This window comes from Ewingella sp. CoE-038-23, assembly GCF_040419245.1.
GTDB classification, from domain to species: domain Bacteria; phylum Pseudomonadota; class Gammaproteobacteria; order Enterobacterales; family Enterobacteriaceae; genus Ewingella; species Ewingella allii.
In genome coordinates this window covers 135,657-151,002 of record NZ_JAZHOH010000002.1, presented here as the reverse complement: position 1 = coordinate 151,002, position 15,346 = coordinate 135,657, and the positions used below count along the sequence as shown (strand labels likewise).

Sequence of the window (15,346 nt, the reverse complement as noted above, 5' to 3'; positions counted from 1 at the left end):
TAAAAAACGCTGCAATAAAAAAGCGCAGCCCGGAGTGATTTCGGGCTGCGCTTTTTCTTATCTACATCCATATCTCACGGCTTTTCGGTCGCCGGAATGGGCAGTTTCGCCAGTCTAGTTTTGCCATAAATAATGGTTAGGATGGCCGGGACGCTAAAGGCGACGGCGATAGCGGCGACTTCGTAAATCATCTTCGAGTCAGGGCCACTGAACAGGCCGAGCTCAAACACGTTCAGCACCGGCAAGAAACTGTAAGTTTTCACCCCCAGCAGGCCGGTTATCCCGCCACCCAGCGCCGCGCCGATGCAGCCAAACACAAACAGCATGCGATACTTCAGGTTCACCCCATACAACGCCGGTTCGGTGATGCCAAAGAAGGCGGAAATAGAGGCTGAAATGGCAATCTGCTTATCTTTCACATTGCGGGCGATGAAGATTGCGCCAAAGGCCGCGCCGAATTGCCCCATCACCGCCGACATAAACATCGGCATAATGGTGTCGAAGCCAGAAACCTGAATGTTGATCAGCGCAATCGGGATAATGCCCCAATGCACGCCGAATACCACGAACAACTGACCAATGCCTGCCAGCAGCGCGCCGGAAATCACCGGGCTGAGCTGGTAAAGCCAGAAGTAGCCTTTGGCGATGCCGATGCCCACGTAGTCAGCAATCGGGCCGATAAAGGTGAATACCACGAAACCAGTGATAATCAGCGACAGGCAGGGGACAAACACCAGCGCGGCGACTTCCGGGATGACTTTCTTCAGATAGCGTTCGACATAGCTGAGGAAAAGTACCGCGAAAATCGCCGGGATCACCGCGCCGCCGTAGATTTTCATACTCAGCGACAGGCCAAATACGCTGATTGCGGCAGGGATATCCGTCGTCGTTAATGGGTATACCATGGCCGCCGTCAAAGCTAACGCAATGTATTTATTGGTTTTAAACTTCTCTGCGGCGGTGACTGCAATAAATAAAGGCAGGAAAGTGAACACGCCGCTGGCCAGTGCGTTAAACACGGTAAAGACATAGGCATCGGTATGGACCAGGTTCATAGTTTGGAGTAAAACCACGATACCCTTGAGCATGCCGACGCCCGCCAACACGCCGATGTAAGGGGTGAAAATGGCCGAGATATTGGAAAGCAGACGGTTAAACAGCGAGGTTTTTTCCTCGGGTTCGGCAACCATCTGGCTTTCAGGTTCGACGACCCGAGCCTGCTCAATCGCCTGATAGACGTGCTCGACTTGCGGGCCGATGACGATCTGGAACTGGCTATTGTTATTGATAACTTTAATGATATCCGGCATGTCGTTGAGAGCAGGCTCATTAACCTTGGTGAGATCTTTTAGATTAAAACGTAACCGCGTGGCGCAATGCGTGAGATATTCAATATTGTTATCACCACCAATATTAGAAATAATCTGACTTGCCATCATTTTATAATCAATAGCCATGTTATTTCCTTCATTAAACCTTAGTTATAATCACCGGGTTTGGTTTTACTTTTCACCGAGACGCCAAAATCGGTAAAAATACGCTGGCCGAGGTTATTGCCTTTATCTTCAGCAATATGATGAGCCAATATCTGGAAAGGGATCACGGCAATCAGTGGCGCAATATATTCGCTGACTTTGGCATCAATTGCTAAAGTTCGCGGCTCATCGCTTGTGCCAATCTTCAGGCTGTAAATAAAGGGTGTGCATTTCTTCTCATATTCTCTGAGCAGCAACAAACGCTCTTTGGCGACGCTTTCCACTTCGATAAAGAAGATGCGATGGTGCGGATTCACCTCGAAATAGGGACCATGCATGAAGGTCTCCATCTCAATACCTTGAGAGGGGACGCGCACCGTTTCGGCAAATTTGGTCGCCATCTCCTGACAAACGCCCACCGCCGGGCCATAGCCGATACTGGTGAAACGCGGCGAGGGGACCAGCTCCTCCTTCCAGGTTTGGTAGAAAGCCTCGGTATCATCAATGATGGTGGGAATGGCGTCGATGGCGGCTTTGAACATCGCCAGTTCGGCGTGTTCTTGCTGTTCGCTAATGGCGCCTTCGGCTCTGGCACTGCGTAAACCTAGTAACATCAGGGTGAGGATCGTCGCGGTATAACCTTTGGTGACGTAGCCTACACGTTCTTCACCGTTTTGAATATCAATAGCGATATCAACGCTCTTCGCCAGTTCGCTGTCCATCTTGCTGGTGACGCCGTAGGTTTGCGCGTTGCTGTACTGCTTAATGTGGCGCATGGCGTTCAGCGTGGAGGTGCTTTCGCCACTTTGGGAAACGCCCATGACTAAATCAATCGCCGGGTTTGGCTTTTCAAAGAACTGATAATTGAAAGGTTCTTCGATAGTAATTCTGGCGCGGGTTAGTTTCTCAATATAATACTTGGCGCTTTTTGCCGCATTAATACTGGAGCCGGTGGCGAGTATTAACCACTCTTTCTTATCTTGAACAACAGGGATTGTCTTAGGATATCCATTAAGGATATTTAACAATACTTCATGCTGCTGATGAATATAGGTCATCATGGTCGGCTTCACGGTCTTCTCCCTTATTTACGATGTCTTTTAGGTTTTTAAATGAAAAACCTGAAAACGTTTTCAGTAAAATAGGAGCCGGCAATAGGAAGATCAATACGACAAGATTGAAACTGTGAGCGAAGTGGCAAAAGGCAGGGTTAAAACGCCTTTTCCAAGGGGGAGTGCGCTTTTGGATTTAACGGGGAGTGATTGATGGCTTGAGCAAACACTCAAGCCGGGACAAGCTTAGCAAGACTCGCCTTCAATCAGCACAGAGACAATTTCCGGATGCTCACTCGCCTGCTCACGCGGCTCGATGATTTCCAGAATAGTGGTGGTAACCGCCTGACCGATCTGTGCATTTTGATGGTCAACCGTGGTAATGCGTGGAACGTAATATTCGCTGCCAGGGAAGTACTCGCAGCTGGCGACCGCAATATCTTGCGGCACGCTGATATGGTTATCTTTTAACGCTCGGATAGCCCCGATGGCGACCTGATCGTTAATCGCCAAAATGGCTTCAGGAAGCCCGCCTTTTTGACGCTGCTGTATCAGGCGTTCTGCGGCCTGATAGCCGTGTTGCAGGTAAAAGTTGGTCTCAACGATCAGGCTGTCATCGGCCGTTAATCCGGCTTTCGCCAGCTGATCTTTGAAGGCTTTTATCCGCTGTTTAGTGATGTAGACCTTCTCCGAACCGCCGATAAAGGCGATTTTCTGATAGCCCTTATCAATCAAATGTTGAGTGACCAACTCAACGCTGTGGGTCTGGTCGCGGACTATACAGGGGTAATCAAGCTGCGGAATGTGACGACCCACTACCACGGTAGGGATGGTTTCGGTGAGTTTTTTCAGTGCCTCAAGATAGCTCTCCGGCACCACAAGGTAGTCAATTTCGCCACCGAGAATAATCACGCCGTCGAGCTGGCTGCTGATCACCGAGGTAAAAATGTTCTCGTCGATATGCTGCGCAGAGCCCGTCGGGCCTTTATTGGCGGACTGTGTGTCGAACAGCATAACCTTATAGCCAGCGTGTAAGCAGACCTTTTCAATCTGTTCGACTAGCATCACGAAGTAGGGGTTAGTGATATCAGAAACCACCACCGCGAGCATGTGGGTTTTCTTCGAAATCATGCCGCGCGCTACTAAGTTTGGGCTGAAATTATTCTCCTTGATCACCTTATCAACCTTGGCTTTGGTTTTATCCGCCACCCACTGGTTGTTATTGAGTACGCGGGAAACCGTGGTGATCGACACCCCGGCCATCTCAGCAATATCTTTTATGGTGATGCTTTTCTTCATTATGCGTCTCTTTCCTTCAAATCCTGTCGTCGCATTCCTTGGCTGGCAGGAACTAAAACGGCCTATAACGTCGCATAAAGCGGAAGATTTTTGAAGGTTTACCTGAGATACTGCCTCTTCAAGCCAGAATTTTGTGAGTTAGAGGCTTGTTAGCAAAACGGAAATTACATTGAGGGAACAACTATGGCCAGAGGATTGGCATGTCTTGGTGATAAAACCAGTTTTGGTGCGGTCGTTTCTGCCACCGCAACCTGGTTTGAAGGTGATAAACCCATAGCTCGCACAGGCGACAAAGCCACTTGTAGCAAATGCGACGGGGTGTTTGAAATCTTTGCATCAGCCCAAGATTGGGCGGAAGAGGGCAAGGCGTATGTCGCTACCGGCGATAGGGTATTGTGCAATTGCCCAGATCACTATGTTTTTGGCTCTACCTCGCAATATACCAGCACACCAGTTGGTGTCCTGACGTCTCGTAATACCCATCAATCCTCTGTGTCGACACAGCAGGTGAAAGACTCAACTTCCCGAAATAGCCTTCGATTCCAGTGTTGCGGTGACAATGGTCAGTTGATGGCATGCTGCCGCTACACCGTGATATTCCCTGATGGACGCTCGGAAACAGGAATGACCGACGAAAAGGGTATGACGGCGTGGCATTTTTCTGAATCCGTTGAAAACATTAATCTGCATATACTAATGGACTAATTATGCCTGTTTATTATGTCAGTACGCGCATACACACTAATGTTGCGCCGAGCTCAGTTCTTTATGACCTATGCATTTATCGGATGGACTCTGCCCGAAATAAGTATCTTCTTGTGGATGTAAAACAACAAACGCTGCAAGGAAATTTCGAAACGCAGAAACATGTTACTGCCGGTAATGACTCCAACTTACTGATAGTGTTTTATGTTCAGATAATGCCCGATGACTTTGTCATGCAGCTCCACCGATTTTGAGAACGACAGTGACTTCCTGCCCAGCCTTGACAGATGCTGCCTCAGATTCAGGTTATGCCGCTCAATGCGCTGCGTATATCGCTTGCTGATAACGTGCAGTTCTCCCTTCAGGCGTGATTCATACAGCGGCCAGCCATCCGTCATCCATACCACGACCTCAAAGGCCGACAGCAGGCTCAGAAGACGCTCCAGCGTGGCCAACGTGCGTTCACCGAATACGTGCGCCACAACCGTCCTCCGTATCCTGTCATACGCGTAAAACAACCAGCGCTGGCGTGATTTAGCGCCGACGTAACCCCACTGTTCGTCCATTTCCGCGCAGACAATCACATCACTGCCCGGTTGTATGCGCGAGGTTACCGACTGCGGCCTGAGTTTTTTAAGTGTCGTAAAACCGTGTTGAGGCCAACGCCCATAATGCGTGCACTGGCGCGACATCCGACGCCATTCATGGCCATATCAATGATTTTCTGATGCGTACCGGGTTGAGAAGCGGTGTAAGTGAACTGTAGCTGCCATGTTTTACGGCAGTGAGAGCAGAGATAGCGCTGATGTCCGGCAGTACTTTTACCGTTACGCACCACGCCTTCAGTAGCTGAACAGGAGGGACAGCTGATAGAAACAGAAGCCACTGGAGCACCTCAAAAACACCATCATACACTAAATCAGTAAGTTGGCACCATTACCGTTACTGCCGATATCAATGAGTCGCTTTCGACCATTTATATTATGCAGGTCACGCTGTATCGGAAAACAATGTTACATACACACCGTGTTTCAGCAGAGCCATTTACCAAAATGTACACGCTGCAGGAGTTTACTTCCGGTAAATCTTGGTCTCCCGTTAAGCGAGAAAATCCCTGCTACTTTGAGTCACAAGGCGCGATGAAACCGGAAAGTGAAGGAGGGGAGACGAAAGTTCTTAAGATATCCACCCCGGAACGACCTTTTATTGCGAAGGATTATCCTATTGGAAGTCCGAGGGATCCTTTTGAGAAGTCGTTAATTGAGTCTGATATAAATGACCGATTTTATCATCTGTCTTATCCATTTCAGGCTAGTGCTAGTGTATGTGGCCCTGCAGTATTTTTTTATTGCCTCCAAAATGACCGGCCGGATGTATATGCACAGGCAGCTCATGAACTATGGAAATACGGTAAAACTAAGATTGGTGAACTAGAGATTTCCCCGGGTGATGGTTGTCGCCATCCGGCTGGCCATTTTTATGGAGATATTTCTGGTCTTGATTGGATGACACTGGCTGGATTAAGGGATTCTGAGAATGCAATATTCAGCTTTGACGCGCTTGATTCCCCTGTGGCGGGGATCACCATGTGGCAAATGCTGACGACTTGGTTTGAAAAAGCTGGTTATGAAAGAGCGTATAGTAATGTCGGACTCGTTCAGGCAGGTATAAAGGGGATTCAAGATTTAAATAAGTATGTAGAAAAAGGTTACAAAGTCGTAACATTAATTAATGATGGTCTTCTTGAAGGTGGACGCTTTTCAAATCTCACCGTGCCAACTCACTGGATTGTATGGGATGGCCCTGTTACACAGTCAAAAGATGAGACTGTGCATCTAAGTTTGTTTTCTTGGGGGAAGGTTGATGATTTAATAAAACCAAGTAAGAAATTATCATTTTTTATTAACCGTTTCTTTGGAGGGATGGTTTTCAAACCATTAAAATGAATATGTTAATACTGCAAATTATATTTACTTTGTCTATTTTTAGTATTTCCGGATGCAGCATTTTAAGTTCAAAGGCTGAGTATATTCCTGATGGCAAGGTCCTAGAAAGCGCAGTAATTGACGTGCCCTATCTCTCTAGAATATATATTTTAGGTGGAGGGGTTGTCCATGGTAGAAACCATCAGACAGACGGCATAGGTCTCGTTACACCAAATGATGCTGGTATCTCTTTGCGCAATTGTCAATATCCTGAGTGGAGAGTAAAACAAATGAAACCAAGAGATAGCAACAATTATAACTGCATTGAGGTATATGGCACTCCTGCCATATTGGGGGTTGTAAAAATAAATATCAAGGGGAAAATGTACGGTAGTATGATTGCGCCAGCTGGGAATTTTAGTAAGGATTATGTACTAAATATTGTTAATTCCAATAGAGACTTATAGAAAAACTAGAAAAGATATGAAAAAAACACCTCTTGCTTTCTCTTTTCTGATATTTTTTGCATGTACTTTGCAGGCAGATTTCACTCCAGAAGGAGACACCCTTAATGTTGCTACTGTTGGGACTCCTTTTGAGTAGTGCACTCATTACCTTAACGCGCTTTAAATCGGGAGATCTTTGAATCTCCCTTGATAACCATCCCAATTCCGAGCAGGGAAACTGCCATTCCGGCCAGCATGGTCCATGAAAGGGGTTCATCAAACATCGCCCATGCCCAAAGCAGGGTGACCGGCGGGCTGAGGAACAGGACGCTGGTGACGCGCACCGCCGAGGTGCGTTGCAGGCAGAACCAGTAAAGCCCGTAGCCACCGAAAGTTGAAAACAGCCCAGTCCATAACACGCTGAGGGTAAATCCGCGCGAAATCTCCGGCAGCAAGGGCTCTTGCATCCCCACGAATATGGCAAAAGCCAGCGACGACGCTGCGCTCTGTAGCCACAACGTGGTGGTGAGATTCAAAGGCACCGAGGGTTGAAATTGCTTTTGTAGCAAGGTCGCTCCGGCCAGTGACAGCATACCAAGTAGCGGCAGAGCATAGGCCCACAGGGGAACCGCCTTCCACGACAGGCTACTCCAGCTGACCATTAGCACCCCGCCGACGCCCAATAACAAGCCGATCCAGACCACGTTAGCTGGTTTTTGCCGCATAAAGATCAGTGCCAGCAGGGCGGTACCGATGGGTAAAAGATCGGCCATTAATGCCGCAAGCCCGGCGGAAACGCCCAACTCAATGCCTTTCACTACTCCCGCCAGATATCCCGCCATGGCCAGCAGGCCAATGCCCGCGTTGAGCGCTATCGTGGCAAGCGACGTACGGCGCAACTGGCTAATAACAAAGGGGAACAAAATCACCGTGACCAGCACGCAGCGCCAGAAAACCACAAGAAAAGCCGAAGTGTAATCAATGGAGAACCTTGCGCCGACGAACCCTGAACTCCAGGCAACCACCAACAGGGCTTCGCAAGCCAAAAGTGAGAGGGTGCTAGTGAGGGCCTTTTTGTCAGATTTTGCCGGGAGAATCTTTGTCGTGTGGTGATTTAGCATATTTTTTCGCCTCTCTTTTGCTTGATCTTAGAGAAACGATGTACTTCAATAAAACGAAATAAATTAACCTAGTGGTTTATAAAAACAAAATGATGTCTTCAACCTTAGATATAGAACTACTGCGCACCTTTCACGCCGTGGCGAAGTTAGGCCAATTTCGCGCGGCGGCCGCGCAGGTGAATAAAAGCCCGGCGGCGGTGAGCGTGCATATCCAAAGATTGGAGGCGATTGCGGGCGGCAGGCTGTTTGACCGCGATAACCAGTCGGTGATCCTCACGCCGTTGGGCGAACGATTACTGGCAACCACCGGCAGCCTGCTGCGGGCTCATGACCAGATCCTCGATGAGCTTCGTACCGCGCCGCTAAAAGGCCACATCAAGCTGGGCGTGCCTGATGAATATGCGGCCTATGTGATCCGCGATATCTTGCCGACTTTTAATATGAGTTATCCCGATGTTGTGCTGGAAATCACGACCGCGCCCAGCTTCACGCTGAGGAACCTGATAGGGCAGGAGCGTTTGGATATTGCCATTTCGGTTTGTGCCGCGGGGTCACGTTCCGAGGGTTTATTGCTGATGGCTACTACGCCGGTGTGGGTGGGAGGAGTGGGGATGGCGCTCACGCCGGAAAGCCCGCTGCCGTTGGCACTGCACGCCAGCCATTGCCCCTATAGTGAAGCCATGACTAGCTCGCTTTCTGACGCAAAGTTGGGCTGGCGTGTGCTCCTCACCAGTCCCTCTTCTAGTGCAATTGAAGCCTGCGTGGAAACCGGCTTAGGTATCAGCCTGATAGATCGCGCGCGGGTAAAACCGACGATGCGTATTCTAGAAAACTTACCCAAAGTCCCGACTTACGAAGTGTACTTACTGCGTTCTCCCTCCACCGACTCTTCCCAAGCGGTGTCGGCACTTGAGAAGGTTATTGCTGAGCAGTTTCGGCTGTGATGAAGCTTTTTAGTAAGGCTTTTACACGTTTCTATTCCTGATAAGCAGTGATGGTTTTTCACTGAACATGCCGAATGCACAGTTGAGGTTCATTGAGCTTATTGTATGTTGTAACTAAAATAGGTTGTGATACACCACCTATTTTCCTAAGAAGGGCATCACCCTTAAGATTGAAACTTGGTAGCAAAAACCTTAGAGAACCAGTCTATAAACACCCTGACCTTAGGGGAGAGGTAGCAACGATCGGGGAACAAAATGGATACTGGCTTAGTGACTGTTGCATAATCGGTTAATACTTCTCGCAGCTCGCCGGATTGAATATGCGGGTCCAGCGCGGTCTGCACATTATTCAGATCTGAGAACGGGAAGTGAGTATTCCCTTGAATACCTATTTCAGGCAGAGGCGTCACCGTCACATCCCCACCATGCTTATTCACCACGTCACGCCACTCCCGGCCTGACTCGCCACCCTGAGAGTGGGTGAAGAGAATATCTGTAAGAAATTCCCGCCAGTTCCGTATTATAAAAAACAGGCTGGATGATGTATCCTGCATTGATTATTGGTATGCTGTATATAATTACAGTATAAGGAGCAAGTCATGGCTGTTGAAACAAAGTTTGTTGTCGTCAGAAAAGGTGAAGAAAAAATGACATTTGCCAATAAGAAGGAAGCGGACGCTTACGACAAAATGCTCGATATGGCTGATGCTTTTACTGACTGGCTGTTGCAAAGCGAACTGGAAATTGATGAATCGCTGGCAGAAAATATCGCCCTGCGTCTGGCTGAGCAAAAAGATACCGTTCAGTACATCCTGCGTACCAGCAAGCTGCCGGAAGAAGAAGCCATGAAAGCTCCTGTCGCGAAGGCGGAAGATCCGGCGGTGACTGAAACTGAAGAATCACTGGAAGAAACGACTGAAAAAACCGCAGCAGCGCCAGCTCCTAAAAAGTCCGGTGCGGTTAAAGCCGCCTGATTCGCTTTCAGCCCCCTGTAAAAAAACCGGCTTATCAGGCCGGTTTTTTTGTCCTGCAAGAAGCAAAAGACGCTTATTTATGCTGTTTCGCGAACTCTTCTTTGGCTTTCTTCAGTTGCTGCTGGAAAGCGTCGTTGGTGTGCAGCGTTGCCACAACTGCTGAACCGACGATTCGAGCCGCATCCACATCACTCTGCCAGTGGTATCCACAAATCACGCGGCTCTGGCCTAAATCATAACCACGCTGCAGGATTTGATCCTGACGTTGCGGGTTGATTTCAGTCAGCACTAACGCCGTTGCCCAGCCAATAGAAGTATGGCCGGAAGGATAAGAACCGTTTTTCGAAAGCTTATCCTGCTCGGTGGTATTACAGGTCGGGACGCCATAGAAGGCAAACGGGCGGATACGCATGTACTTCTCTTTCGCGCCACGCGTGGCCAGGTCTCCGGCATCTTCAATCATATTGGTCAGCAGCTTGTGCAGCTCCGGCGTGTCTTTGGCAGTGATCGGTGAGCCAAATGCACCGGAGAAAGCATTCGCCACGCCCCCTCCGCTCAGGTTTGCATCTTCAGCGGCCTGTTTGCCGCGCTCGGTTGAACGCAGCAGACGGCCCTGCTCATACATCGCCTGGTCATTGAGGAATGCAATGCTGCCCACTGCCGGTGGTGGTGGCAGCAGGTTCAGGCTATTGATGGCCTGGTCATTCTTTAAATAGTAGAGATCCGGTTTGGTGGTGGCATCGTTGCCAGTCAAGGCAAACGCATTAAATGAAACAAGTCCTGCGAGGCAAAAAGTGGTCAGTCTTTTCATGTTAGCATCCTTACAATCAGCTATTTTATTTTCATTACGAAATCACTTTCGTAACATTTCCTAATACTGGGTAGTAAAACAAAATAGGTGATAGAAAGTTGGTATGAGATCTCAAAACAAGAAATTCATAGCGGGCATGAATGTTTTACGGCTAAAAAATGGGCTTTTTGCTGGAAAGCGCGACGAAATTTGGTAAAACATTTTCTCGGCTAACCCGACCGCTAATCCGACACAAATAGCACCAGATTCGAACAGCGCCAGAGGTTTGCCGTCCGGCCTGTTCGCGTCGAGGATTGACGGGATTTTGCCATTGGGATTTAGCGCCAAAACTCCGGCGTCCAGGTTTCATTTTTACCAATGTCGACCTCGCTAAACCGGCTGCACCCGTCGTTCAATATTTTTGGCGAAAAAGTAGATAACGGACGCCATGAGGATGTAGAACACGGCCGTCAACGAATAGGTTTTGAAGAATTCGAAATTGCCTGCCGCCAACTCCTGCATGCGCGCAAACAGCTCGGGATACTGCACCAAAAACGCCAAAGAACTGTCTTTGAGGTTATGGATCACCTGATTAGTCAATGCCGGGACGGAGGTGCGCAACACCTGAGGCAGAATGATATAGCTGTAGATCTGCAAGCGGCTAAAACCCTGTGCCGACGCGGCTTCCAGCTGGGTTTTGTCTAGCCCGTTGTAGGCCGTCAACATATATGCCGCGTTGTAGGCCGCAATGTTTAGCGTGAAGCCCAGCACCGTCACTTCAAAGGGAGACAGCCTGAATCCGTGGGTCGGCAGCCCATAATAGAGAATGTAAATAATGCAGATCAGCGGCGTGCCGATGAAAAAGGATTTATAGGCTTCAACACAGCGAGCGAGACGGCTATTTTTGCTCAGGCTAAGATAGAAGACCACCACGCCCAGCAGGAAACCGGTGACGGAAATCACCACTGTCAGCTTAACCGTCGCCAAAATGCCTAAATAGATCAGTGGCCACTGGTCGAGAAAATCGTGGTAGAAACTGAGCATGCTGTCACTCATAGCGCATTTTCCGAAAGAATCGCTGCACTTCAGGAAGGGGGGAGGAATGGGCAAGTTGGCTCACCGAGCCTTGCGCCATAATTTTCCCGCCGTACATAAAAGCGACGTTATCACTGATTTCATTAGCAAAAGCTATGTCATGGGTTACGCAAACGGTGGTGACTTTGCGGCTCTCGAGCTTTTTAATTATTAGCGCCACTTCCTGGCTCATCAGAGGGTCGAGGGCGGAAGTAGGTTCGTCCAAAATCACAATTTCAGGCTTCATCACCAGCGTTCGCGCCAGCGCCACGCGCTGCTTTTGCCCGCCAGACAGCTGTGCCGGAAACTTCTTCTCGTGTGCCGACATCTCAAAATAGGCCAGCTCCTCCCGCGCCAGAGCACGCGCCTGCTCTTTGTGTTTCCCCTGAATTTTGCGCAAAGCCAGCGTCACATTGTCTAACACGCTAAGATGGCGATAGAGCGCAAAGCTCTGAAAAACAAAGCCTATCTTGCTGCGCAATAAACGCACATCCACCTCTTTACCCAACAACTCTTCGCCATGAAAGGTGATTTGGCCCGATGTTGGTCGCTCCAGCAAATTAAGGCAGCGAATGAGCGTGGTTTTGCCACAGCCGGAAGGCCCCATAATGACCTGAGTCGCACCGGCGGCGATAGCAAGGTTCACGCCATCTAACACCCGGTTGCCGTCGAACTGCTTCACCAAATCGGACACTTGTAATATCGACACGTATTCCTCCCGGCTGTTGTTCAACCGCGTATTTATTTTTTGTTTTTTTCATAATGAAAACGAAGAATAGGTAAATAATGAAATATAAAACCCCACAAATAAGATAAATATTCATTCCTAACATGGTGGCGGCGGTCAATGCTTTGGCCTGCCCCAGAATTTCCGTTATTCCTACGGTGTAGGCGAAAGGGGTATTTTTCAGGATAGAGGTCAGTTCATTCATCACGCCGGGAATTGAAAAACGCAGCATCTGGGGGAATTCGATATACAGAGTGATTTGTAAATCGCTAAAGCCCATAGCCTTGGCTGCCGTTATTTCATTTTCCTCGACCGATTCCAGCGCGCCGCGAAAGACCTCAGAGATATAAGCACCGCCAATAATACCTAAACTCAGATTCATGGCCACCAACGGCGGACTGCTTAATCCAAAGCTCGGCAAGCCGAAATAAATTAAGAATAACAGGACTAACACCGGCACGGCGCGAATAAGGAAAACAAGACAATCAAGAATATAACTCACTCGACGGCCAGTGAGTCGCCGCAGCGCGGCGACTACCAGTCCCGAAATAAAGGCCGTTATAAAGCAGGTGAGTGTGATATAAAAGGTATAAGCCACGCCGTGCAATAACAGACCAGTAATATCGAAAAGTTCTTTAGCGAACATGGATTATGACTTCAACCATTTATCCATGATGGCAGCCAGCTTCTTCGGACCCAATTGCTTGAGGTATGCGTTGAAGTCGTCACGAATTGGCGAGCCTTGTTGGAATGCAAAGCCCAAATGGTCGACGCCTTTGAACGAGTAGCTGATAGCCAGAGGCATTTTCTGGTGGAAACGGTAGTTGTCATAAACTGGTTCTTCGATGAATGCCAAGTCCAGATTACCGTTTTTCAGGTCGGTAACTGCTTCGTTATAAGAAGGATATAACTTCACATCAGCAACGTTGTAATAACCCTTCGGCTCAAGGTCGCTTTTGATTAAATCAGTGTAAGCCATACCGCGCGGGTAGCCGATGCTGTATTTTTTCAGCTGTGACAGGTCAGTGATCGTCAGCTTTTTAGAAGCCAGGCTGACTAAGTTAAAGGAGTTCTCATAATAAGAGTCAGAGAAATCCATCACCTTTTTACGTTTATCCGTAATAGAAATCCCAGAGAAGGCGACGTCAGCCTGTTTGCTAGCAACAGCGCCTAACATGCCATCCCAGTCATACTCTTTGGTTTCAATTTTGCAGCCGCGCGCTTTGCAATAATCTGTGAAAATTTCCAGATCAACGCCCTGCAATTTACCATTCTGATCTTTAAACAGCATCGGTGGCGAGTTTGGTGAAATGGCAACGGTAAGCGTTTTACCTTTAACCAAATCAGCTGCGAAGGTACCTGTTGTTGTAAAAGCTAACAAAGAAGCAAGAACGATCTTTTTAAGATGTTTCATATTAATCCTATAGAAGATTATTTAATTGGATTATAGCTGACATTTAAATAACTAATCCTAGCGAAGAGGATACTGCTTGCTTTATAAAAAACCGTCAATACGGCCAAATCCATTTTTAGCAAAAAGTGCTGAACTTAAAATTCAGCAATTTGCCATTACTTAGAATTTTATATTACCAGTAAAGGTTCAGTAGCATAGGAAATAATGCAGAGTGATTTGCTATGAGAGTTATAACGTAAGATAGGAGGCATTGTTAATCTGAATGTAATATTTTATTAATTCTATATCATTACAGTAGGTTATTAATAACTCCTAAAAGCCGATGGAACTAAAGCCTTAATTTTTCCACGCAGATAACTTGCACCTAAATAAATACAAGTTAAGGAGTTAACCAAAAACTTTAGCCAAAATCTCATTTGGTATTACAAAGGTTATACATTAGTTTAATGATGCGGAGCAATACTAAAAAGCAGTAGCGTTAAAAGTTAAATAACTTACCGATGCTGTCTCGGTGAACAGCCAATAACGCGTTTAAAAGCTTTACCAAATGCACTTTCGGACTCATAGCCGAGGGACGTGGCGATGCGCGGGATTGAATCTGCTGAGTTTTTTAATCGATCGCAGGCCAGCAGCATCCGCCAGTGGGTCAGGTACTCAATCGGCGCGCTGCCGACGATGTCTTTAAAATGCTTAGCGAAAGCTGAGCGAGACATGCCGACGTGTGCTGCAAGACTCTCTAAAGTCCAGCGATGCTCCGGGTTGTTATGCATACAGGCCAGCGCGGTGCTTAACTGTTTGTCCGCCAAAGCAAAAAGCCAGCCAACGCCGCTATTTTTTCCGTCGTGCAGATGAAGCCGAAGAGCCTGGATCAGCATCATATACGCCAGCTGCTGGGTGATCAGGCTGCCGCCCGGCTGGGGTTCGCGCACCTCCAGCGCCATTCGCTCCAGCGACCAACGCATGGCCGCTTTATCGGCTTCCTGCTGAATATGCACCACGGGCGGCAAGGAGCCGAGCAGCAAATCAGCATGAAGCCCGGTCAACACAAAGTGGCCGCCGACCAGAAAACACGCCTCCGTCCCACCCCCCAGCACGTTTTGGCCTAAAAGCCGCGCCTCGCGCAGAATAGCGAAGTCTATCGGCGCGGCTTGCAGATCTGTTGCGATAACAAAAGGCGCTCCCGGCGGCAGGAGGTAACAGTCTCCCGCATTCAGCTCTATCGGCCCCTCAGCGCCTTCGACGGATAACCAACATTGCCCAGACACCACGGCGTAACACTTAATACCAGCATGTTCGGGCCATTGAATTGCCATCTCGCGACCTATCGCCACGCCCCCCGAGGCATAGCTCTGGGGCTTGAGCAAGGAGAGCAGTTCTGACAAAGGATCCACATTAAGCTC

At 48.4% G+C, this 15,346-nt stretch carries 15 protein-coding genes and 3 pseudogenes; 5 read left to right on the top strand and 13 right to left on the bottom strand.

What is annotated here, in order from left to right:
- Positions 1-74: 74 nt before the first annotated feature.
- The 3 genes from V2154_RS23160 to V2154_RS23150 form a co-directional block, all read right to left on the bottom strand.
- Entirely contained in the window at positions 75-1,457 is a 1,383-nt protein-coding gene (locus V2154_RS23160; RefSeq protein WP_353504206.1) for a PTS transporter subunit EIIC, read from the bottom strand.
- Between the two features lie 20 nt (positions 1,458-1,477).
- On the bottom strand, positions 1,478-2,548 hold the full coding sequence (locus tag V2154_RS23155) for an SIS domain-containing protein (RefSeq protein WP_353504205.1): 1,071 nt from the start codon (positions 2,546-2,548) through the stop codon (positions 1,478-1,480).
- Between the two features lie 225 nt (positions 2,549-2,773).
- Entirely contained in the window at positions 2,774-3,826 is a 1,053-nt protein-coding gene (locus V2154_RS23150) for a LacI family DNA-binding transcriptional regulator (protein ID WP_353504204.1), read from the bottom strand.
- Positions 3,827-4,009: 183 nt separating this feature from the next.
- Between V2154_RS23150 and V2154_RS23145 the strand changes: the two genes are divergently transcribed.
- Positions 4,010-4,531 (top strand): PAAR domain-containing protein, encoded by a 522-nt coding sequence (locus V2154_RS23145; protein ID WP_353504203.1) that lies wholly within the window; start codon positions 4,010-4,012, stop codon positions 4,529-4,531.
- A 188-nt stretch (positions 4,532-4,719) separates the two neighbouring features.
- Here the strand turns inward: V2154_RS23145 and V2154_RS23140 are convergent.
- Positions 4,720-5,417 (bottom strand): IS1 family transposase gene (locus V2154_RS23140; RefSeq protein WP_225865976.1). Its coding sequence is split into 2 segments (ribosomal slippage): positions 4,720-5,168 and positions 5,168-5,417, totalling 699 coding nucleotides; the frame shifts between segments, so codons are not numbered across the junction.
- A gap of 124 nt (positions 5,418-5,541) precedes the next feature.
- On the opposite strand from V2154_RS23140, the gene V2154_RS23135 reads away from it, so the two are divergent.
- Positions 5,542-6,477, top strand: a complete 936-nt coding sequence (locus V2154_RS23135) for a hypothetical protein (protein ID WP_353504202.1) — start codon at positions 5,542-5,544, stop codon at positions 6,475-6,477.
- Positions 6,474-6,923, top strand: coding sequence for a hypothetical protein (locus V2154_RS23130; protein WP_353504201.1), 450 nt, complete (start codon positions 6,474-6,476; stop codon positions 6,921-6,923). The genes V2154_RS23135 and V2154_RS23130 overlap by 4 nt, the downstream gene beginning before the upstream one ends.
- A 149-nt stretch (positions 6,924-7,072) precedes the next feature.
- Here the strand turns inward: V2154_RS23130 and V2154_RS23125 are convergent, their stop codons facing one another.
- Positions 7,073-8,023 carry a DMT family transporter gene (locus V2154_RS23125; RefSeq protein ID WP_353504200.1) on the bottom strand — a complete coding sequence of 317 codons (951 nt, stop codon included), beginning with the start codon at positions 8,021-8,023 and terminating at the stop codon, positions 7,073-7,075.
- 89 nt (positions 8,024-8,112) lie between these two features.
- Between V2154_RS23125 and V2154_RS23120 the strand changes: the two genes are divergently transcribed.
- The gene (locus tag V2154_RS23120; RefSeq protein ID WP_353504199.1) at positions 8,113-8,967 is read left to right on the top strand and encodes a LysR family transcriptional regulator; all 855 of its coding nucleotides are present in this window, start codon (positions 8,113-8,115) and stop codon (positions 8,965-8,967) included.
- A gap of 164 nt (positions 8,968-9,131) precedes the next feature.
- Here the strand turns inward: V2154_RS23120 and V2154_RS23115 are convergent.
- A pseudogene (locus tag V2154_RS23115) lies at positions 9,132-9,422 on the bottom strand (LysR family transcriptional regulator); the annotation flags it as partial.
- A gap of 144 nt (positions 9,423-9,566) precedes the next feature.
- On the opposite strand from V2154_RS23115, the gene V2154_RS23110 reads away from it, so the two are divergent.
- Positions 9,567-9,941 (top strand): YebG family protein, encoded by a 375-nt coding sequence (locus V2154_RS23110; protein WP_353504198.1) that lies wholly within the window; start codon positions 9,567-9,569, stop codon positions 9,939-9,941.
- A 73-nt stretch (positions 9,942-10,014) separates the two neighbouring features.
- Here V2154_RS23110 and phoC read toward each other — a convergent pair whose 3' ends face one another.
- From phoC to V2154_RS23075, 7 genes and pseudogenes are all read right to left on the bottom strand, one after another.
- Positions 10,015-10,752, bottom strand: a complete 738-nt coding sequence (gene phoC, locus V2154_RS23105; protein WP_185690422.1) for an acid phosphatase PhoC — start codon at positions 10,750-10,752, stop codon at positions 10,015-10,017.
- A gap of 219 nt (positions 10,753-10,971) precedes the next feature.
- A pseudogene (locus V2154_RS23100) lies at positions 10,972-11,117 on the bottom strand (thioredoxin domain-containing protein); the annotation flags it as partial.
- 4 nt (positions 11,118-11,121) lie between these two features.
- Positions 11,122-11,787 carry an amino acid ABC transporter permease gene (locus tag V2154_RS23095; protein WP_353504197.1) on the bottom strand — a complete coding sequence of 222 codons (666 nt, stop codon included), beginning with the start codon at positions 11,785-11,787 and terminating at the stop codon, positions 11,122-11,124.
- Positions 11,780-12,514: an amino acid ABC transporter ATP-binding protein gene (locus V2154_RS23090; RefSeq protein WP_353504196.1), complete on the bottom strand. Its 735-nt coding sequence runs from the start codon at positions 12,512-12,514 to the stop codon at positions 11,780-11,782. The genes V2154_RS23095 and V2154_RS23090 overlap by 8 nt, the downstream gene beginning before the upstream one ends.
- A 22-nt stretch (positions 12,515-12,536) precedes the next feature.
- A pseudogene (locus V2154_RS23085) lies at positions 12,537-13,178 on the bottom strand (amino acid ABC transporter permease); the annotation flags it as partial.
- A gap of 3 nt (positions 13,179-13,181) precedes the next feature.
- Complete coding sequence (locus tag V2154_RS23080; protein WP_353504195.1) at positions 13,182-13,946, bottom strand: transporter substrate-binding domain-containing protein; 765 nt, start codon at positions 13,944-13,946, stop codon at positions 13,182-13,184.
- A 494-nt stretch (positions 13,947-14,440) separates the two neighbouring features.
- Entirely contained in the window at positions 14,441-15,337 is an 897-nt protein-coding gene (locus V2154_RS23075) for an AraC family transcriptional regulator (RefSeq protein WP_353504194.1), read from the bottom strand.
- Positions 15,338-15,346 lie beyond the last annotated feature (9 nt).